Here is a 20,316-nt window from a genome sequence, read left to right as displayed (position 1 = left end):
AAATTAGTCTAAAGTGATTTCTAATGCTAAACCTCTTAATTCGTGAACCAATACGTTGAATGATTCAGGAATATTTGGTTTACCCATATTTTCACCTTTAACAATAGCTTCATAGGCTTTAGCTCTACCAATCACATCATCAGATTTGATTGTAAGAATCTCTTGAAGAACGTGAGAAGCACCAAATGCCTCTAATGCCCAAACCTCCATTTCACCAAATCGCTGACCACCAAATTGAGCTTTACCACCCAATGGTTGTTGTGTGATTAATGAATATGGTCCTATAGAACGAGCATGCATCTTGTCATCAATTAAGTGACCTAATTTCAGCATGTAAATAACACCTACTGTTACTTTTTGGTCAAACATATCTCCTGTTAAACCATCATATAGGTGAGTTCTACCAAATTCAGGTAATCCAGCTTCCGCTAGCTCTGCAGAAACTTCATCAGAAGTAGCTCCATCAAAAATTGGTGTAGCATATTTTCTACCTAACTTCAGTCCAGCCCATCCTAACACGGTCTCATAAATCTGACCAATGTTCATCCTTGAAGGTACACCTAACGGATTCAATACAATATCAACCGGTGTTCCATCTTCTAGGAATGGCATATCTTCATCACGAACGATTTTGGCTACAACACCTTTGTTTCCGTGACGACCCGCCATTTTATCCCCTACTTTCAGTTTACGTTTCTTAGCAACATAAACTTTTGCAAGCTGAACAATACCTGCCGGCAATTCATCCCCTACCTCAATAGTGAATCTTTCTCTTTTGAATTTACCTGCTATCTCGTTTCTTCTCTTATTGTAGTTTCTAACTAAATCAACAATGAGATTATTAGTGTTCTCATCATTAGTCCAGTTGTCAAGGATTAAATCAGAAATCAAGTTTACCTCTTCAGGAACATTGTAGTTACTTTCATCTCTGTAAATATTTTTCTCAGGGAATAAGTTCTTTTCAATGTTGTTTCTTGTAAATTTCACACCCTTGCTCATGATCTCGTCACCAAACTTATGTTTGATTCCCTGACTGGTTTTACCCTCAAGCAAAGTAGCTAATTTATCAATCTTAAGATTTCTTAATTTTAGCAACTGACGGCTATATTCTTTCGCCAAGGTTACTACTTCCTTCTTAGCATCAGCTCTTCCGTCCTTATCCTTTTTGTGTCTTGCAAAAAGTTTAGTGTCAATCACAACACCTCTTAAAGAAGGAGAAGCTTTCATTGAAGCATCCTTAACATCACCTGCTTTATCTCCAAAGATTGCTCTTAAAAGTTTTTCCTCAGGAGTTGGATCTGTTTCACCTTTAGGCGTGATTTTACCAATAAGGATATCACCTTCTTTGATTTCAGTACCAGTTCTTATGATACCGTTCTCATCCAGGTTCTTCACTGCTTCTTCACTAACGTTTGGAATCTCAGATGTTAATTCTTCCTCGCCACGCTTAGTATCTCTCACTTCTAATTCAAATTCTTCAATATGAATAGAAGTAAATATATCTTCTCTAACTACTCTTTCAGAAATTACAATCGCATCCTCAAAGTTGTAACCTTGCCATGGCATAAAGGCTACCTTCATGTTACGACCAATTGCTAATTCACCTTTTTCAGTCGCATAACCATCGCAAAGAATCTGGTTCTTTTTAACTTTATCCCCTTTGTAAACAAGCGGTCTAAGATTGATAGTTGTATTTTGGTTAGTTCTTCTGAATTTGATCAAGTCATAAACTCTCTCATCATCTTCAAAGGAAACCAACTCTTCCATTTCGTTCATTTCATACTTGATGACAATTTTTGTAGCATCAACGAAAGTTACAACTCCGTCTTTTTCTGCCACAATCATTGACCTAGAATCTCTAGCAACTCGACCTTCAAGACCTGTACCCACAATTGGAGCTTCAGGTCTCAATAATGGAACTGCCTGACGCTGCATGTTTGAACCCATCAAAGCTCTGTTCGCATCATCATGTTCTAAGAAAGGAATCATGGAAGCAGCAACCGAAACAATTTGGTTAGGTGCAATATCCATGTAAGAAAGCTCTTTTGGCTCTAAAACAGGGAAATCACCCTCAAATCTTGCTTTAACTCTATCGTTCAGATATTTACCTGAATCATCGATAGGTGCATTTGCCTGAGCAATGTTATGGTCATCTTCTTCTTCTGCAGTAAGATATAAAACATTACCGCTCATATCCACTTTGCCATTTTCAACTTTTCTGTATGGAGTTTCAATGAATCCCATACCGTTTACTTTAGCATGAACACACAATGAAGAAATCAAACCAATGTTTGGACCTTCAGGAGTTTCAATGGTACATAATCTACCATAGTGAGTGTAATGAACATCACGTACCTCAAAACCAGCTCTTTCTCTAGAAAGACCACCAGGTCCCAAGGCTGACATTCTTCTTTTATGAGTTACCTCAGATAATGGATTCGTTTGATCCATAAATTGAGATAGCTGATTGGTCCCAAAGAATGAGTTAATAACCGAAGATAATGTTCTAGCGTTGATCAAATCAACAGGCTTGAAATCTTCATTATCTCTAACGTTCATTCTTTCACGGATTGTTCTAGCCATTCTGGCTAAACCAACACCAAACTGAGCATATAACTGCTCCCCTACTGTTCTAACTCTTCTATTACTTAAGTGGTCAATATCATCTACAATAGCTTTAGAGTTGATCAAACCAATTAGGTATTTTACGATGTGGATGATATCCACTTTAGTTAACACCATAGTTTCAGCATCAATATCTAAACCTAATTTTTTGTTGATTCTATATCTACCAACTTCACCTAAATCATATCTTTTTTCTGAAAAGAATAAATTTTGGATAATTTCTCTAGCTGTTGCTTCATCAGGAGCCTCCGTGTTACGAAGTTGACGATAAATCTGTTCAACAGCCTCTTTCTCTGAGTTAGAGTTATCTTTTTGTAATGTATTATAAACAATGCTGTAATCAGTGATATTCACATCAGTTCTATGAAGAATGATGGATTTAACACCGGCATCAATAATTAAGTCAATATCTTCTTCTTCTATTACAGAATCTCTCTCTAAAAGAACTTCATTTCTATCGATAGATACCACTTCACCTGTATCTTCATCCACGAAATCTTCAGTCCAAGTTTTTAGTACTCTAGCTGCAAGTTTTCTTCCGATCACTTTTTTAAGAGCTGCTTTTGTACCATCGACTTCTTCAGAAAGATTAAAGAGATCTAATATGTCTTTATCAGAACCATATCCGATAGCACGTAACAAAGTTGTAACAGGGAATTTCTTCTTTCTATCAATATATGCATACATGACGTTATTCACATCAGTCGCAAATTCAATCCAAGAACCTTTAAAAGGAATAATTCTTGCTGAATAAAGTTTGGTTCCGTTGGTGTGTTTACTTTGAGCAAAGAAAACACCAGGTGATCTATGTAATTGAGATACAATGACACGTTCAGCTCCATTAATAATAAATGAACCTTTTTCTGTCATATAAGGAATGTTTCCTAAAAACACTTCTTGCTCAATTGTTTCAAAGTCTTCATTATCCTCGTCATTGCAAATCAAACGAAGCTTTGCTTTAAGAGGAACAGAATAAGTAAGTCCCCTGTCGATACAACCATCAATATCATATTTTGGTGGGTCAACTAGATAATCAACAAATTCCAAAACGAAATTCTCTCTGGAATCTGAGATTGGGAAATTTTCTTGAAATACTTTAAAAATTCCTTCTTCAGCTCTTTTTTCAGCAGGAGTTTCCAATTGGAAAAAATCCTGGAAAGATTGGAGTTGAACATCAAGGAAATCAGGGTAATCAATTACTGCTTTAATAGACGAGAAATTGATTCTTTCAGATTGATTTATATTAGCCAAGGCTCTGAATATTTAAAGTTTTGTAAATCTATAGTGTGCTATTTTGCACTATCCTGCGTGATAAATTAGTACAAACAGGAAAAGACCTGACCCCAAAAATGATTTTTCATTCATGGGGACCAGGCCTAATTTCTTGGGCAGAAATCAGTTAACCCTTTCAGGATCAACTTATTACTTCAATTCTACTTCTGCTCCAGCTTCTTCAAGTTGCTTTTTAAGCGCCTCTGCTTCGTCTTTAGTTACTCCTTCTTTTACTGCTTTTGGAGCACCGTCAACTAATTCTTTTGCTTCTTTCAAGCCTAAACCTGTCAATTCTTTAACAGCTTTAACAACTTGTAATTTAGCAGCACCAGCAGAAGTTAAAATAACATCAAAAGATGTTTTTTCTTCTACTGCATCTCCTCCGCCACCACCAGCTGCCATTACAGGCGCTGCTGCTGCAGCAGGTTCGATACCGTGTGTTTCTTTAAGGTAATCAGCAAGTTCATTAACTTCTTTTACTGTTAATTCTACTAATTGATCTCCAATTGCTTTGATATCAGCCATGATTGTTTTATTTAAATTTTAATGATTTTTGTTCTTGTAATTTGTTAATTATTGTGTTCTTTCTCCAAGCGCTTTTACTAAGCCTGAAACAGTGTGACCTCCGCTTTGTAACGCAGAAATAACATTTTTAGCAGGTGATTGTAATAGACCAACTATATCGCCAAGCATATCTTTCTTAGATTTAAGCTCGCTTAATGGCGTTAAGTGTTGGGCACCTACATAAATATCAGTATCTATAGCAGCCGCTTTGAATAAAGGCTTATCAATATTGTTTTTCTTATGAAATTCTTTAATAACCTTAGCAGGTACATTACCCACTTCTGGAGAAAATAGAATTCCAGAGAAACCTTTCAATGCCTCAAAAATTTGAGAGTAATCTCCTTCTTGTTTCTCTAATGCTTTTTGAATTAAAGAGTTTTTAACTACTTTATACTCAAGACCTTTTTCGTAACAAAGTTGACGAAAGGTGTTAGTTTGAGAAACAGTCATTCCTGAACCATCAGCCAGATAAAAATGCGGATATTCAGCAAATTTCTCTGTAAGTTCCTCTATAAGTTGTCCTTTTTCGTTTTTATTCATATTAAATTCCAGCTATAGAGTTTTTATCAATTGAGATTCCCTTGCTCATCGTAGATGACATGGTCATACTCATGAAATACGTACCTTTAGAAGAAGCTGGTTTCAACTTCGCTAAAGTTTGAATTAATTCATTAGCATTCTCAGTAATTTTCTCTTTCGAGAAGGAAGCCTTACCAATACTAGCATGAATAATTCCGAACTTGTCCACTTTAAAATCAATTTTACCTGACTTTACTTCTTGGACCGCTTTTCCTACATCAAGTGTAACAGTTCCTGATTTCGGATTCGGCATAAGACCTCTTGGTCCTAACACCTTACCTAACCTACCTACTTTTGCCATAACAGTAGGCATAGTTACGATAACATCGATATCTGTCCAACCACCTTCAATTTTCTTGATGTAGTCATCTAAACCAACATAATCAGCTCCTGCATCTTTAGCTTCCTGCTCTTTGTCAGGAGTTACTAATGCTAAAACTTTAACATCTTTACCAGTTCCGTGAGGAAGTGCCACAACACCTCTAACCATTTGGTCAGCTTTTCTTGGGTCAACTCCTAATCTTATATCTAGGTCAACTGAAGCATCAAACTTGGTAGTTGTAATTTCTTTAACTAGAGAAGAAGCTTCATCTAAAGCATACACTTTAGTAGCATCAAATTTCCCAGCTGCAATTTTTTGATTTTTAGTAAGCTTTGCCATTATACCTATTTTTTAAGATTTCCAAGGAGCAGTCCCTGTAACTTTTATACCCATGCTTCTAGCAGTACCTGCAACCTGACGCATAGCTGATTCAATTTTAAAAGCATTTAAATCAGTCATTTTGGTCTCAGCAATTTCTTTAACCTGATCCCAAGTTACAGTACCTACCTTAATACGATTCGGCTCAGCAGAACCTTTCTTCTTTTTTGAAGCATCTAATAAAAGTACTGGAGCTGGAGGAGTTTTAATTACAAAATCAAAAGATTTATCTTTATATATTGTAATTACCACTGGCAATACTTGCCCAGCTTTATCTTGAGTTCTTCCATTAAATTGCTTGCAGAACTCCATAATGTTAAGTCCTTTACTACCTAACGCAGGACCTACTGGAGGTGACGGGTTTGCTGCCCCTCCTTTAATCTGTAATTTCAGATATCCACTTATTTCCTTAGCCATCTTGCTATTCTGTTTTTTCTACTTGCATGTAATTTAATTCCACTGGAGTATTTCTTCCGAAGATTTTCACCATTACGTTTAGTTTTTTTCTTTCTTCAAATACTTCCTCTACAGAGCCGGTAAAACCACTGAACGGTCCATCCATCACTTTCACTGATTCTCCTATAATGTAAGGAGTAGTCAGTTTCTCATCCATCTCTTCAGTTTCGTCAACCTTCCCTAGTATGCGATTCACTTCGTTTTGTCTTAAAGGAACCGGTTCTTTTTCATCACCCTGTCCACCAAGAAATCCAATTACTCCTGGAATACTTGTGATTACGTGATGCGCTTCTCCTTGAGATATATCTGCTGATACGAAAACATATCCAGGAAAGAAATTCTTTTCCCTAACACGTTTTTTACCATTCCTCATCTCATATACCTTTTCTGTAGGTATAAGAATTTGAGGAATAAATTCTTCTATTTTTTGTCGCGCAATTTCGTTTTCAAGATAAGTTCTAATTTTCTTCTCTTGTCCACTAATTACTCTTAAAACGTACCATTTAAATTCTGACATTATCTCAATATATCTTAAATGCTAAAATGCATTATAAAACCATTCCATTGCATTATCAAATGCCAAATCAATAACACCTATTAAAAGGGCGAAAATTAAAGCACCGACCAACACCAAAATAGAACTATTTTGGAGTTTGCTGTAAGGTGGCCATGTTACTTTGTATCGCATTTCTGACCACGAATCTTTTAAGAATAAGCTTAATTTTTGCATCTTTTTAATGTGTTAATATTGCACGGGTGGAGGGACTCGAACCCCCAGCCAATGGTTTTGGAGACCACTACTCTACCAATTGAGCTACACCCGTATTTACCAATGCAACCCAAAACGGTCTGCAAAGGTAGATAAAAGTTTTATAAGAAACAAATGCGCTCCGAAATATTCGAGAGCGCATCGTTTAATATTATAAATACTTTATGTACTAGTCTAAGATTTCAGTTACCTGACCAGCTCCTACTGTTCTACCACCTTCACGGATAGCGAAACGTAAACCTTTTTCACAAGCAATTTTGCTAATCAAGTTTACTTCAATAGTAACGTTATCACCAGGCATAACCATTTCTACGTTTTCAGGAAGTTTGATTTCACCAGTTACGTCAGTAGTTCTTAAATAGAACTGTGGACGATACTTGTTAAAGAATGGAGTGTGACGTCCACCTTCATCTTTTGATAGAACGTAAACCTCAGCTTTGAAATGAGCATGTGGAGTTACAGAACCTGGCTTACAGATAATCATACCTCTTTTGATTTGAGCTTTCTCAATACCTCTTAACAAAAGACCAACGTTATCACCAGCTTCACCTCTATCTAATATTTTACGGAACATTTCAACACCAGTCACAGTAGACTTTAAGTTTTCAGCTCCCATACCGATTAAGTCAACAGGGTCTCCAGAGTTAATAACACCTCTTTCGATTCTACCTGTAGCAACAGTACCACGACCAGTAATAGAGAATACATCCTCAACTGGCATTAAGAAATCTTTATCAGTTAAACGCTCTGGTAATGGAATATAATCATCAACAGCTTGCATTAACTCATCAATTTTTGCTACCCATTCAGCTTCACCGTTAAGAGCACCCAAGGCAGAACCTTGAACAACTGGAAGGTCATCACCAGGGAAGTCATAGAAAGAAAGTAATTCTCTTACTTCCATTTCAACTAATTCTAATAACTCCTCATCGTCAACCAAATCTACTTTATTTAAGAAAGCGACAACAGCAGGAACACCTACCTGACGAGCCAAAAGAATGTGCTCACGAGTTTGTGGCATTGGACCATCAGTAGCCGCAACTACCAAGATAGCGCCATCCATTTGGGCAGCACCAGTAACCATGTTCTTTACGTAATCCGCGTGACCTGGACAGTCAACGTGTGCGTAGTGACGGTTAGCAGTTGCATACTCAACGTGAGATGAGTTAATTGTAATACCCCTTTCTTTCTCTTCAGGAGCGTTATCAATTGATGAGAAGTCTCTCATCTCTGCAAATCCTTTATCAAACAATACTTTACAGATTGCAGCAGTTAATGTAGTTTTACCATGATCCACGTGACCGATTGTCCCGATATTCACGTGTGGTTTCGAACGGTCAAAGGTTGCTTTAGCCATATTTGAAAAATCCTCAGTTTAGTTAAAATTTATATAATATATTTATTCAATAACACTGATTGAGCCAACGAGGGGAATTGAACCCCCGACCTCTTCCTTACCAAGGAAGCACTCTACCCCTGAGCTACATCGGCTTGAAATCATTCAGTGCCCTTTACAAGCACATCCTAACAAAGGCAGTGACGTTTCCGTTCTGCCTTTTTTTATCACCGAAATGCTTATTGTATTATAGAGCGGGAGACGAGGCTCGAACCCGCGACCTGCAGCTTGGAAGGCTGCCGCTCTACCAACTGAGCTACTCCCGCTTTTCATGAAGGACAACGCTTAAAATAAGCTTGCTCTCTTCAAAGTGCAATTTTCAACAAAGCTGAAAATTACAATGTGGGGGAAACAGGATTCGAACCTGTGAAGTCGAAGACAACGGATTTACAGTCCGTCCCAGTTGGCCGCTTTGGTATTCCCCCATTGGTTTCAATAAGCATTCCCTAAATCCTTTTCGTTTTAGGAAGTGCAAAATTATATGGATTTTATATTTTATCAAACTTTACTGCCAAAAAAGATTAGTTTTTTTCAATCTTAATTTTATTGTAATTACTAACTACTGGTAATCAGTCCTTTATGATTATTTTTAATTTGAGAATAATTTCAAATAACAGACAAATTAAGTGTACTATTTATCAAGTATCAACTTTTACCATAATTCTTAACAACAAAGTTGAAAAAAATCTCCTCCTAACCACTAATTTTAAAGTGAAATGTGTAAAATTTAATATGTGTTCCTATCTTCGTGTTAAATTTTAATTATGTACGAAATAAAATTCAGTCAATCCGAAAAAGAATATCAGCTTTCCACAAAAGGCGGCAACATATTCATAGATGATAAACTAGTTGATTGGGACATAAGTAAAACCGACAACCAATCCTTTCATATTATTCATCAAAACCAAACTTTTAATGCCCATTTAGTTGAAGTAGACTACGAAAGCAAAACTTTCAAATTACAACTAAATGGTAAAATAATTGAATTGGAGCTAAAAGATAAAATGGATTTACTTTTAGAGGAAATGGGAATTAGTGACTTAGATCAAAATCAACTTAATGATTTGAAGGCTCCAATGCCAGGGCTTATTATCGATATAATGGTAGCCCCAGGCGATGAGGTTAAAAAAGGAGATCCGTTGCTAATATTGGAAGCTATGAAAATGGAAAATGTTATTAAAGCAGCTGGTGATGGTACTATCTCAGAAATAAAAGCCAAAAAAGGTGACAGTGTAGAGAAAAATCAATTGATTATTCAATTTTAATAAATTGATTTATATTAAAAAGTGGAATTGATTTTATTAATAAGAAAATATATTTTTTAAAAAGGGACAGCAACAATTGAACTTATGAAATTCAAACGCATTCTATTGAAATTAAGTGGTGAAGCCCTTATGGGTGATGAAGGGTATGGTATTGATCCCAAACGATTGAATCAATATGCAAAAGAAATTAAAAGAATACATGACCAGGGTATAGAGATTGCAATCGTTATTGGTGGTGGAAATATTTTTAGAGGAATTCAAGCCGAAGGTGCCGGAATTGATAGAGTACAAGGGGATTATATGGGGATGCTTGCCACTGTAATTAATGGAATGGCTGTTCAAGGTGTTTTAGAAAACCATGGCATGTTTACAAGGTTAATGTCAGGCATTAATATGGAGCAAGTTTGCGAACCATTCATAAGAAGAAGAGCTATTCGACATTTAGAAAAAGGGCGTGTAGTAATTTTCGGTGCCGGAATAGGAAATCCATATTTCACAACTGATTCAACCGCGAGCTTAAGAGCGATTGAAATAGAAGCTGATGTTGTATTAAAAGGTACTAGAGTGGATGGTGTCTACACATCCGATCCCGAGAAAAATGCTGATGCTGTCCGATACACTAATATCTCATTCCAAGAAGTATATGAAAAAGGATTGAATGTGATGGACATGACGGCTTTTACACTTTGCCAAGAAAACAATTTGCCTATTATTGTATTTGACATGAATAAAGCAGGTAATTTATACGACCTCATAAATGGAGAAAAAGTTGGAACACTTATAAATTCGGAAAAATAAAAAAGCAATGGAAGAAATAGATTTAGTATTGGAAGAAGCAAAAGAGCTGATGGATAAGGCTGTTAAGCATACCAAAAGTAACTTACAAAAAATTAGGGCAGGTAAAGCCTCACCCGCTATGCTTGAAGGTTTGATGGTTAATTATTATGGTAATGACACACCAATTAGTCAAGTTGCTTCAATCAGCACACCAGATGCACGATCTATCATCATTAAACCATGGGAAAAAAATATTATTGGTGAAATAGAAAGAGCCATTATTAATAGTGATTTAGGATTTACGCCTCAAAATGACGGTGAAATTGTGAGAATTAACATTCCACCATTGACTGAAGAAAGAAGGATTGCATTAACTAAGCAAGCTAAAAATGAAGCAGAAGATGGGAAAATCTCTATACGAAATGCCAGAAAAGATGCTAATGACCAGCTAAAACAATTACAAAAAGAAGGCATTTCTGAAGATGATGTTAAAAGAGGAGAAGATAAAGTTCAGACTTTAACTAATGACTTCACCAAAAAGCTAGATGAAATCTTAGAACACAAGGAAAAAGAAATTATGACAGTTTAAAATCATAAATCTCGTCAAGAGATTAGTGATCTAATAAAATAAAAGGCAGCAATAGAGCATTCTATTCTGCCTTTTTGTTTTAGTATTCCGTAATAAAGCTAAAATTTCTAAATTTTTGGAAAATGTAAATTTTATTATTTACTAAGATTAGAACTGCAATAATTTTTTCACTTGTTCCTCTAATAACTGGCTGTACAGCTTATCTGTAACTTCCTGCCCATCAAAATTTTTCTCTATTCGAGCAAGTTTTGGTTTTAAGGCTAAAACATTCATCCCTAAATAGTTGAAAATATCAGTCATATGGCTAAGTGCTAAACCTGCTCCTTGCATCCCAGATGATATTCCAACCAAGGCACACTTCTTATTCTGAAAACTATTAGGATATTCCATCCCATCAATAAAAGCTTTCAAAACACCCGGAAATGAGCCATTATATTCTGGAATTATAAAAACATATTTGTCGGAAGCACGCAATTGAGATAGATACTTATTGAATTCTGTATTCTTACCATTGTTATCATATAAAGCCGTAAATACAAAATCATTAGGCAATTCAGCTAAATCGATAATATTGGAATCCTCTTGATGCTTCTTTAACAAACTTTGATATAAATGAGCTACTTTGGCGGATACTGAATTTTTACGATTTGTTCCTGAAATTATGGTTATCATGATTTTTAGCTATTTTAAAAACAAAAATAGGGACATTAAGTCCCTATTCAATAAATATTCAAATCAGTTTCGAATTATAAAGACGATAAGTTAACTGTCAATTCGAAATCATCATAAATCATATTGTCACCTAATCCATCAAAGAATGAACCAGAACCATATCTGATTTGCCATTTTGTTCTATCCAGTGCAAAAGATGCTTTAGCGTTTGCTTTACCGTTTTCAATAGAAACATTTGCTGGAAATGTAATTTTATTGGTAATTCCTTTGATTGTCAAATCACCTGCAACAAAATGAGTAGCATCAGTTGCTTCGCTTTTATTAATAGAAGTAATTACAAATTTGGCAGTTGGATGCTTCTCAACGCTAAAGAAATCATCTGACTTCAAATGACCCATTAATTTTCCTTTGTACTCTCCTTCCAAATCCAAAACATCTATAGAGGTCATATCAATAATGAATGACCCACCAGTAACCTGGCCATCTTCCATTTCCAATGCACCTTCTTTAATGTTAACAGTTCCATTGTGCTGGCCTGTCACTTTTTTACCTACCCAAGCGATTTGACTTGAGTTAGTGTCTACTTTTACTTCTTTTCTTAAAATTGTAAAAGCTGCAGCCATAATTAAGGCTACCATTGCGATTGATAAAATTCTTGTTTTCATTTCTAATTTTTGATGTTATTACATTTAATGTTGATACATATACATAAAATCGTTAAAAAGGTTTTAACTTTTTAAAAAATAATTTTGATGATATGAGTACTTCAATCAAATTGGCATAAAATTGTTTAAAAAAAATATGAGCAGCTCAAAAGAAATAAAAGAAGCAACTGATTTTATACAGTCTAAAGTAGATTTCGCTCCTGAGGTAGGTATAATTTTAGGAACCGGCTTAGGAGCACTAGTAGATGACATCAAAATAATATATAGCTTTTCTTATAAAGATATTCCCCATTTTCCAGTATCGACAGTGGAAACTCATAGTGGCAAACTTATTTTAGGCGAATTAAATGGAAAAAACGTCATCGCTATGCAAGGCAGATTCCACTACTATGAAGGATATAGCATGCAACAAGTAGTAATGCCTGTCCGCATCATGTATTTATTAGGTATCAAATACTTATTTATTTCTAATGCTGCAGGTGGACTTAATAAAAATTTAACCTTAAGCGATATAATGATTATTAAAGATCACATCAATCTTTTTCCGGAAAATCCATTGCGTGGTGAAAATTTAAATGAATTTGGTGGACGATTTCCAGATATGTATGACGCTTACGAGCCAAAACTGATTCAATTAGCTAAAGAAATTGCAAAGGAGGAAGACATAGATGTCAAAGAGGGTGTTTATGCTGGCGTTCAAGGTCCAAACTTAGAAACTCCTGCAGAATATCGTTATCTTGATAAAATTGGAGCAGATGCTGTAGGAATGAGCACCATTCCCGAAAACATTGCAGCTCGGCACATTCAAATTCCAGTATTTGCCGTTTCTGTCATTACAGATTTATGCTATCCTGAAAAATTAAAACCAGCCTCTATTCCAGAAATAATTGGTGCTGCTATTAATGCAGAACCCAAAATGACTAAAATATTTAAAAAATTATTAGAAAGAATTTAGGGGACTTATATTTCAAATAATTTAAAGTAGAAACCTATTATCATCATTAGGTAAATCATAGTTTTCACTTTTTTCACCAAAGATCCATAGTTTTAAATTAGTAATTTCTTTGTCAGGTAATTATGTACATCCAATAATGCATCGACTATATTATCTGCCATTTTTTGTCGATATCCAATTATTCTTTGATTGATAAGCACACCTGATTCACCATTAAATGCGAATCTCCCAATTGTTCGATTATTTTTAATCTCGTATATTAAAATCTCATAGATTGATATATCTACGCCATTGTGATAGCCAGTCCCCATCTTCCAACTAATATCTCTTCTTTCCTTAATCGTATGATTTAATAAATCGACCAGATCGTTCTTACTTAACCCCATAAATTTTCTTAAGTTTATTGTACAATCAATTTAGGAAAATTTAAAATCATCAAAAAATAAAATTATATGAATTTAAAAATATGCAAAACAATAACTACTAAATAAAAAATTTATCAGCTATTTTTATCATATATCTTTTTATAGATCAGAATATTATTTGATTTGCTACCCCATATAATCCCCAGTTTTTTGCCTACACTCTTTCGCTTTCTTATTTGATATAATTTTCCAAAAAGGATTCCGAAAAAATAAAGCAGTTTTAACCAGGGTGTTGTGCATCACTCTTTGAAATCCGGAATAAAACTTTGAGGCATTTTTAGGCATAACTACAAACTCATAACCAAACCGATTGGTAACTTTATCCATACACGGATTTCCGTATAAAATATCTTGAGTATCCTTGATATAAATGCTTAATAGTCTCCGCCTAGGATTTTGATTAACAGGTTTAAGCTCAGGGTTTTCTTTTATCTTTCCTGTAGATTTATGACCATAATCAATCTGACCATAGGATGTACTGCATACTAATACACTGATTAAAATGATAATAAGAATAACTTTATTCATATTACAATAATCAGGAAATATTTTAAAAAGAATGGAGTTTTGAAGTTTTATTTAATTAATCGAGTATTATTTTCAAAATCATAAAGAGTCAATTGTCTCAGATTATAGTAAGCTTGCCAAAAGTTCCCTAAAGAACTAATATAATCTCTTTTAGCCTGATCTTTTTCTGTTAGCGCTATAGACAAATCAGTGATGCTAATTTTACCAATTAAATAACGATTTTTTGCAATATTATATCTCCTTTGAGAAATATCATCCGCTTTTTGAGTAATTGCTACCTGATCTCTTAACATCTCTAGAGTTCTAACTTGGGTGTAAACCTCTTGTTCAAAGTTCACCTTCTCCTGTTCAATAGTATACTGCACTAACTGGTAATTAGCCTGAGCTGTCTTTACTCTTGATTTTTGTCTACCCCAGTCCACTATAGGAATTGTAAATCCTAATTCAACACGTTGCTGATCATCTGGAGTTTGATAAATAGTTGGTAGCTGTTCAGCCTGATTAGTCAAACCAAAACTACCAAATAAATTCATGTTTAAACCCGTTTCCCCTTGTGCCCTGTCCACTTCTTTATTGGCTTCTAATAGCCTTCTTTTAAATCCTATAGCCTCCTGCCTATTATTTAGAGCTTCCTGCAAGGCCAAATCAGGGTCTATTGGAAATACTGGGATTTCATCAGGAATAATTAAATTTAACTCTTCATTATTTTTTAATCCTAAATAGGCTTTCAAAGCCAATTGAGTAGTTTCTAGGTCCAAATTAGCTTGAGCTACTGACTGTCTGGAGTTCATTAAACTCAGCTCTAGTTGCAGCAATTCATTTTCTGGAATTTTACCTAACCTATATCTCCCCTGTGCTATTTTATAAATAGTGTCATTATTGCCCAAATTTTTCTTAGCTATTTCTAAGCTTATTTGAGCTGTTAATAGGTTAAAGAATCGTGCAGCTACATCTTTAGAAATTTGTTCAAATTCTTCAACATATTCTCTTTTGGACTCCTCATATCTTAAAGGCTCTATTTTTTTATCCCATTTTAATGGGTTAAAACTAAATAATGGCTGGCGAAATCCTATTGAAAGGGGATCTCCACCGTATTGGTTGAAGCCTCTTGTGAAATCATCAAATCTATTCAAAGAAGAACTGACAAAGATTGTACCGCCTGTTAATCCAATCTTTTGCTCCAGATTTAAAGACACATTAGAGTTACTGATAAACACAGGTCTAAACTCTGTAGATCCATCTGGCTGTTCCACAGGCTTTACAGAATTATCAAAAGATGGAATTGTACCACTCAAAGCTAGTTGAGGAACGTAATTAGACTTAAATACTCTATACTGCCAATATCTATTTTCTAAAATAGTTTCAGCACGTTTATAGGCTGGTGACTGAGTTTTAGCAATCTCTATAACATCTTTTAAGGTGTAATTTTGTTGTGCTACAATATTAAAATTCAAAAATATCAGACCAAAAAATGTAATCGTAAAGTAACTATATTTTCTATTCATATCTTAAAGATGTTATGGGGTCTTGGTTTGCGGCTTTCCTTGCTGGTGCAATGCCAAATATTAAACCTACTGTTGCTGCAACTCCGAATGAAATTACAATAGAAATTCCACTTACTATGGTTGGGATTTCCGCAAAAGAAGCAACTAAATAAGCGAAGATAATTCCTAAAATTACTCCTATTACGCCTCCACTTATACTGATCATAACTGCTTCTAACAAAAATTGTAAGATGACATCTGACTTTTTAGCACCAAGCGATAATCGTAATCCTATTTCTTTAATACGCTCCATTACGGAGGCAAGCATAATGTTCATAATACCTATACCTCCTACCAGAAGTGAAATTCCCGCTATGGCTCCCAGCACTATATTAAAAATATTTTTAGTTTTTTGTTGCTGTTTTAACAGAAGCTCGGGAATGGTAACTTCAAAATCGACTTTATCATAATGCCTTCTTCTAAGCATTCTGGAGATAATTTCAGCTGTAGCACTCAGATTTTCTGACTCTGATACTTGTACCGTCAATTTATCAATTTGATGGTAATTATTGTTTCCTGTACTTTGATTGACTCCATTCTCATCGCCATTATTTGCATTTGCTTTTTTCAGCTGCGCTTGAGTAAGAGCTGCCCTATTTCTATAATTCACCAACACAGTTTGCACAGGGGTGTATATATCCATATTGAAATCTCTCAGACCTAAATTATCTAAACTCTTCTGACTGTAAATTCTTTCTTTGAGTACACCTATTACTTGAAGCCAATTAGGGCCAACTTTAATCATTTTTCCTACTGGATTAGTATTTGGGAAAAATCGTGATTTAACTGATTTACCAATGATACACACTCTGCTTCCTTTCTCAATTTGCTCTTCAATGAACATAGATCCCTCATCGAGTTCAAAAGCAGATAAATTAAAATAAGAGGGGTCTACTCCAACTAATTTAGCTGAACGTCTAATTCCGTTTCGGATCACATAAGTTTCAAGTATTATTTCAGGGCTTACTGCAGTAATACCTGGAATAATATTGGTGATACTTTGTGCATCAGCTAAAGTTAAACCTGGGCTAAACTTATTCCTTTCTTTTTTACCGCTGCCCTGCTGCTGCAAATCTTCCTCCGTCTGTTCCACAACAGGTTCTATTACAATATTATTAACCCCGACTAATTTTATTTGATTTAAAATTTCTTGTTGAGCACCATTCCCTATAGCAAGCATTGCTATTACCGCTGCAACACCAAAGATGATACCTAATGCGGTTAAGAAAGAGCGAGTCCCGTTATTCACTACTGCTTCGAAAGCAATATTAAGGTTTGCTATTATTTTTTCTTTCATCTAGAGCTGAGAGGATTTTAAAAGTGTTACATCTTCACTACTCATTCCTTCTGGTGCAATCAGAAATACTTTTTCACCAGCCTCTACTCCTTTTTCTATTACAACCTCATTTACATTAGCTTTGCCTAAAATTACTTCTTGCTTTATTGTTTCCAAAGCTGTCTTTTTGTAAACATATGAAATTGAATCGCCCTGATTGAATACTGATTCCAATGGGACATAAATTGCATTTGGTACAACATCTGTGATGATTTCATTTACTGTACTCATGGCAGGTCTTAAAGTGGTATCACTTTCATTAATTTCTACTTTTACTTCAAATACTTTAGCATCAGAATTGGGTCTCTGCTCTCCAACATTCGCAACATAAATTACTTCTCCTGTTAATTTTTTATCTGGAAATGCGTCTAATCCTATATTGACATGTTGTCCTTTCGCTACTTTTCTAATATCTACCTCATTCACAAATGTGGTTGATATCATGGTTGAAAGATCTGGAAGCGTTGCCACAGTTGGATCCCAAGCTCCAATGGAAGCACCCTCTGCTTTTTTCGAACCATCATATTCTCTCACATAGATGACCATTCCATCTTCGGGAGCTGTAATTGTAAATTTTTGTCTTAGTTCAATCAGGAAATCTTTCTCAACTCTATCTTCAGATAATTCAGCTGCTGCTTCTTGCATTTGGGCAACTGCTTTTTGTTTTTTCAAAATGTAATTTTGCTTTGCTTGTTTAAAAGCTCTTTCCGCTTTGCTCAAATCAATTTCCGCTTGCTTGATAGTTGCTGGCGGTTCAAATTGAGATTGCTCCAAAACTAATTTTCGTTCTTCTACAGCAAATTCAAGATTAACCAGCTCGTCTCTTGATTGGCGAAGGGTAAGAGCCGTGTCTAGTTTAGTTTGTGTGTACTGAGATAAACTTTGTTGATATTCATTATCTACATTTCTAATTCTATCCGATAATTCTGATGCATCTAAATTAGCTACAAAATCACCTTTAGAAACTACTGTGCCTTCATCTACTAATTTATCAATTTTTACATTCCACAATCTTGCAGCACGAAGTCCTGAAGGCCCCGTAATTTTAATTGCATTTTTCGCTTCTAATTCACCAGTGGTTGTAATAGCAATTACAAACTCTCCAGTTTGAGCTTCGGTCATAATTTCTACGCTTTCAGTTGTGCCACTCCCTCTAAAAGTGAAAAAAGCAATCGCAATTACAACTAAAGCTAATAATGATATAATTAATTTTTTATTCATAAGTAATGGAATTCAAATAATAACTTTGAACGTAATAAGGGTAAAATTATTGATAATTAACAAAAATGTTACCACCACCTATCAATTAATCATGCCTACTAAGTAAATAGTTCTCTTTTATATTGAGAAAGTCTTTTCAGAAATGCCCATTAACCAATCTAAGCTTAACTTAAGCAAAATGTTTGTCAACAAAATTAACATGAGCATCTAACTTAGGTTTCTGTATTTTAAGATTAGCTATATTTATTACCTTTGCTTACCAAAATATGCTCATGAAAAAATTAATAAGTTTCTTACTACGAAATGTCCCAAGAAAATATATCCAGAGGATAAGTGGAATTAGTATGAAAATAATCGGCATCTTTTACAGAGGGGATAATGTTTATTGTCCTATTAATGGAAAAGGATATAGAAAATTTCTACCTTATGGTAGAGTAAATCCCAGAGATAATGCGTTGTGTCCAGATACACTTTCTCTGGAGCGACATCGGTTGATTTGGCTTTATTTGAAAGAAAAAACCAACTTTTTTAACGATAAACTAAAAGTTTTACATGTTGCCCCAGAGCAATGTTTTATGGATCATTTTGAAAAACTACATGGTGCTGATTACATCACTGCAGACATAGAATCTCCATTGGCTAAAGTGAAGATGGATATACACGATATCCCTTTTCCTGCAAATACTTTTGATGTCGTCTTCTGTAATCATGTGATGGAACATGTGGAAGATGACATAAAAGCCATGAGTGAACTTCAAAGAGTACTTAAGCCAGGGGGATGGGGTATCATGCAAATTCCTTTTTTTGAACCTATTCCTAATGAAACTTTTGAAGATAACAGTATTACTGATCCAAAAGAAAGAGAACGAATATTTGGTCAAGATGACCATGTAAGGCTTTACGGTAAGGACTACCCAGATAGATTAAGAAAAGCAGGTTTTAAGGTAACAGAAGAAAATTATATAAATGAACTTCCTGCTTACAGAGTGGAAAAATATGCTTTACCAAAAGGAGAAATTATTTATAAAGTGAGCAAGTAAAATATATAAATTATCTCTTTATAAAATATTATTTTTTACTAGCATTGAAAAGCTTCTGTTTTTCGTCTTTACTTAAGCTTTCATAACCTTTATCAGAAATTTTATCTAAAATTCTATCAATTTCTTCTTGTTCAACAGTTGAAGTAGTTGAAGATGAATTGCTACTGCTTTTAGGAGTTGATCCAGCAGTCTGTTTCTTTTTATAAGTCACTTTAATCTTTGGTTTAGACTTAAATATGCTTTGAATAAACCCTAAAGTCATTTGAATCCATAAGCCAAAGTCCGTTCCTGCTTGCAAACCTCTAACGTATAAAAACCCAATGCCTGCCCCACCTAAGTGCGCTATATTTCCACCTGCATTTGGTCCAGCTGACTGAAGTAATGATAAAACAATGTAGACAGCAACTATATATTTGATTTTAACTGGGCCAATAAATATTAAATGGAACCTGTGGTCAGGCAGTAAAGTCGCTGCTGCTGTTGCTACAGCATAAACTGCTGCCGATGCCCCTACCATACCGCTGGTTGTTCTTTCAGCCAAAAATGGAATTAAATTATAAGCTAATATAAATACAACTGCGCCTGCTAAAGCACCTAAAATGTATAAATTTACCAGTTTGGCACTTCCCAAATATTGAGAAATCAACATTCCAAACCAGTAGAGCACTAGCATATTCATTAAAATATGAAAGAACCCTGCGTGAGAAAAAGCATAAGTGATTATGGTCCAGGGTCTGTAAAGGAATTTAACTAAATCTGGTGGAATTGTAAATTGGGCATCAACTATTGCATAAAGCCCTTCTATACCAGCAAATGCTCCTATAACTTTCAATAAACCTAATCCTACAAAAACCACCGCATTGATAATAATCAGCTGGTTTAATGCATTATTAGGTCTTTTAAAATTTTGCTTTAATTCATCGAAAAATCCTGCCATT

The 20,316-nt window shown here is 34.9% G+C and carries 21 protein-coding genes and 4 tRNA genes; 5 read left to right on the top strand and 20 right to left on the bottom strand.

Features of this window, described 5'->3' with window-relative positions:
• Window positions 1-3: 3 nt before the first annotated feature.
• From rpoB to VFM92_RS12130, 12 genes are all read right to left on the bottom strand, one after another.
• Entirely contained in the window at window positions 4-3,876 is a 3,873-nt protein-coding gene (gene rpoB, locus VFM92_RS12185; protein ID WP_325122501.1) for a DNA-directed RNA polymerase subunit beta, read from the bottom strand.
• Window positions 3,877-4,047: 171 nt separating this feature from the next.
• On the bottom strand, window positions 4,048-4,422 hold the full coding sequence (gene rplL, locus VFM92_RS12180) for a 50S ribosomal protein L7/L12 (protein ID WP_325122500.1): 375 nt from the start codon (window positions 4,420-4,422) through the stop codon (window positions 4,048-4,050).
• Between the two features lie 48 nt (window positions 4,423-4,470).
• Entirely contained in the window at window positions 4,471-5,001 is a 531-nt protein-coding gene (gene rplJ, locus VFM92_RS12175; RefSeq protein ID WP_325122499.1) for a 50S ribosomal protein L10, read from the bottom strand.
• 1 nt (window position 5,002) lies between these two features.
• Window positions 5,003-5,701: a 50S ribosomal protein L1 gene (rplA, locus tag VFM92_RS12170; protein ID WP_325122498.1), complete on the bottom strand. Its 699-nt coding sequence runs from the start codon at window positions 5,699-5,701 to the stop codon at window positions 5,003-5,005.
• Window positions 5,702-5,713: 12 nt separating this feature from the next.
• The gene (gene rplK, locus VFM92_RS12165; protein WP_325122497.1) at window positions 5,714-6,157 is read right to left on the bottom strand and encodes a 50S ribosomal protein L11; all 444 of its coding nucleotides are present in this window, start codon (window positions 6,155-6,157) and stop codon (window positions 5,714-5,716) included.
• A gap of 4 nt (window positions 6,158-6,161) precedes the next feature.
• Window positions 6,162-6,713 (bottom strand): transcription termination/antitermination protein NusG, encoded by a 552-nt coding sequence (gene nusG, locus VFM92_RS12160; RefSeq protein WP_325122496.1) that lies wholly within the window; start codon window positions 6,711-6,713, stop codon window positions 6,162-6,164.
• Window positions 6,714-6,734: 21 nt separating this feature from the next.
• The gene (gene secE / locus VFM92_RS12155) at window positions 6,735-6,926 is read right to left on the bottom strand and encodes a preprotein translocase subunit SecE (protein ID WP_325122495.1); all 192 of its coding nucleotides are present in this window, start codon (window positions 6,924-6,926) and stop codon (window positions 6,735-6,737) included.
• A 21-nt stretch (window positions 6,927-6,947) separates the two neighbouring features.
• Window positions 6,948-7,020 (bottom strand) — tRNA-Trp (locus VFM92_RS12150).
• Between the two features lie 114 nt (window positions 7,021-7,134).
• Window positions 7,135-8,322, bottom strand: coding sequence for an elongation factor Tu (tuf, locus tag VFM92_RS12145; protein WP_325122494.1), 1,188 nt, complete (start codon window positions 8,320-8,322; stop codon window positions 7,135-7,137).
• Between the two features lie 62 nt (window positions 8,323-8,384).
• Window positions 8,385-8,456 (bottom strand) — tRNA-Thr (locus VFM92_RS12140).
• A 98-nt stretch (window positions 8,457-8,554) separates the two neighbouring features.
• Window positions 8,555-8,627 (bottom strand) — tRNA-Gly (locus VFM92_RS12135).
• A 77-nt stretch (window positions 8,628-8,704) separates the two neighbouring features.
• Window positions 8,705-8,786 (bottom strand) — tRNA-Tyr (locus tag VFM92_RS12130).
• Between the two features lie 339 nt (window positions 8,787-9,125).
• Here VFM92_RS12130 and VFM92_RS12125 point away from each other — a divergent pair.
• The 3 genes from VFM92_RS12125 to frr all read left to right on the top strand — a co-directional run bounded on the left by VFM92_RS12125 (window position 9,126) and on the right by frr (window position 10,992).
• Window positions 9,126-9,626 (top strand): acetyl-CoA carboxylase biotin carboxyl carrier protein subunit, encoded by a 501-nt coding sequence (locus VFM92_RS12125; protein WP_325122493.1) that lies wholly within the window; start codon window positions 9,126-9,128, stop codon window positions 9,624-9,626.
• A gap of 84 nt (window positions 9,627-9,710) precedes the next feature.
• The gene (gene pyrH / locus VFM92_RS12120; protein WP_325122492.1) at window positions 9,711-10,424 is read left to right on the top strand and encodes a UMP kinase; all 714 of its coding nucleotides are present in this window, start codon (window positions 9,711-9,713) and stop codon (window positions 10,422-10,424) included.
• Window positions 10,425-10,431: 7 nt separating this feature from the next.
• On the top strand, window positions 10,432-10,992 hold the full coding sequence (gene frr, locus VFM92_RS12115) for a ribosome recycling factor (protein WP_325122491.1): 561 nt from the start codon (window positions 10,432-10,434) through the stop codon (window positions 10,990-10,992).
• Window positions 10,993-11,139: 147 nt separating this feature from the next.
• On the opposite strand, the gene VFM92_RS12110 is transcribed toward frr, so the two are convergent.
• Window positions 11,140-11,664, bottom strand: coding sequence for an NAD(P)H-dependent oxidoreductase (locus VFM92_RS12110; protein ID WP_325122490.1), 525 nt, complete (start codon window positions 11,662-11,664; stop codon window positions 11,140-11,142).
• 74 nt (window positions 11,665-11,738) lie between these two features.
• Window positions 11,739-12,329, bottom strand: coding sequence for a YceI family protein (locus VFM92_RS12105; RefSeq protein WP_325122489.1), 591 nt, complete (start codon window positions 12,327-12,329; stop codon window positions 11,739-11,741).
• A 136-nt stretch (window positions 12,330-12,465) separates the two neighbouring features.
• Here VFM92_RS12105 and VFM92_RS12100 point away from each other — a divergent pair, with 136 nt between their 5' ends.
• Entirely contained in the window at window positions 12,466-13,284 is an 819-nt protein-coding gene (locus VFM92_RS12100; RefSeq protein ID WP_325122488.1) for a purine-nucleoside phosphorylase, read from the top strand.
• Between the two features lie 92 nt (window positions 13,285-13,376).
• Here VFM92_RS12100 and VFM92_RS12095 read toward each other — a convergent pair whose 3' ends face one another.
• From VFM92_RS12095 to VFM92_RS12075, 5 genes are all read right to left on the bottom strand, one after another.
• Window positions 13,377-13,670, bottom strand: a complete 294-nt coding sequence (locus VFM92_RS12095; RefSeq protein WP_325122487.1) for a hypothetical protein — start codon at window positions 13,668-13,670, stop codon at window positions 13,377-13,379.
• Between the two features lie 165 nt (window positions 13,671-13,835).
• Window positions 13,836-14,237, bottom strand: coding sequence for a hypothetical protein (locus VFM92_RS12090; protein WP_325122486.1), 402 nt, complete (start codon window positions 14,235-14,237; stop codon window positions 13,836-13,838).
• Between the two features lie 47 nt (window positions 14,238-14,284).
• Entirely contained in the window at window positions 14,285-15,742 is a 1,458-nt protein-coding gene (locus VFM92_RS12085) for a TolC family protein (RefSeq protein ID WP_325122485.1), read from the bottom strand.
• Window positions 15,735-17,078 (bottom strand): ABC transporter permease, encoded by a 1,344-nt coding sequence (locus tag VFM92_RS12080; RefSeq protein WP_325122484.1) that lies wholly within the window; start codon window positions 17,076-17,078, stop codon window positions 15,735-15,737. The genes VFM92_RS12085 and VFM92_RS12080 overlap by 8 nt, the downstream gene beginning before the upstream one ends.
• On the bottom strand, window positions 17,079-18,338 hold the full coding sequence (locus VFM92_RS12075) for an efflux RND transporter periplasmic adaptor subunit (protein ID WP_325122483.1): 1,260 nt from the start codon (window positions 18,336-18,338) through the stop codon (window positions 17,079-17,081). It lies immediately after the preceding gene.
• A 272-nt stretch (window positions 18,339-18,610) separates the two neighbouring features.
• Here VFM92_RS12075 and VFM92_RS12070 point away from each other — a divergent pair, with 272 nt between their 5' ends.
• Window positions 18,611-19,378 (top strand): class I SAM-dependent methyltransferase, encoded by a 768-nt coding sequence (locus VFM92_RS12070; protein ID WP_325122482.1) that lies wholly within the window; start codon window positions 18,611-18,613, stop codon window positions 19,376-19,378.
• 28 nt (window positions 19,379-19,406) lie between these two features.
• On the opposite strand, the gene VFM92_RS12065 is transcribed toward VFM92_RS12070, so the two are convergent.
• Complete coding sequence (locus VFM92_RS12065; protein ID WP_325122481.1) at window positions 19,407-20,315, bottom strand: rhomboid family intramembrane serine protease; 909 nt, start codon at window positions 20,313-20,315, stop codon at window positions 19,407-19,409.
• Window position 20,316 lies beyond the last annotated feature (1 nt).

The organism is Marivirga sp., from assembly GCF_035704835.1.
In the GTDB taxonomy this organism is placed as follows: Bacteria; Bacteroidota; Bacteroidia; order Cytophagales; family Cyclobacteriaceae; genus Marivirga.
This window is presented reverse-complemented; position numbering and strand designations above follow the sequence as displayed.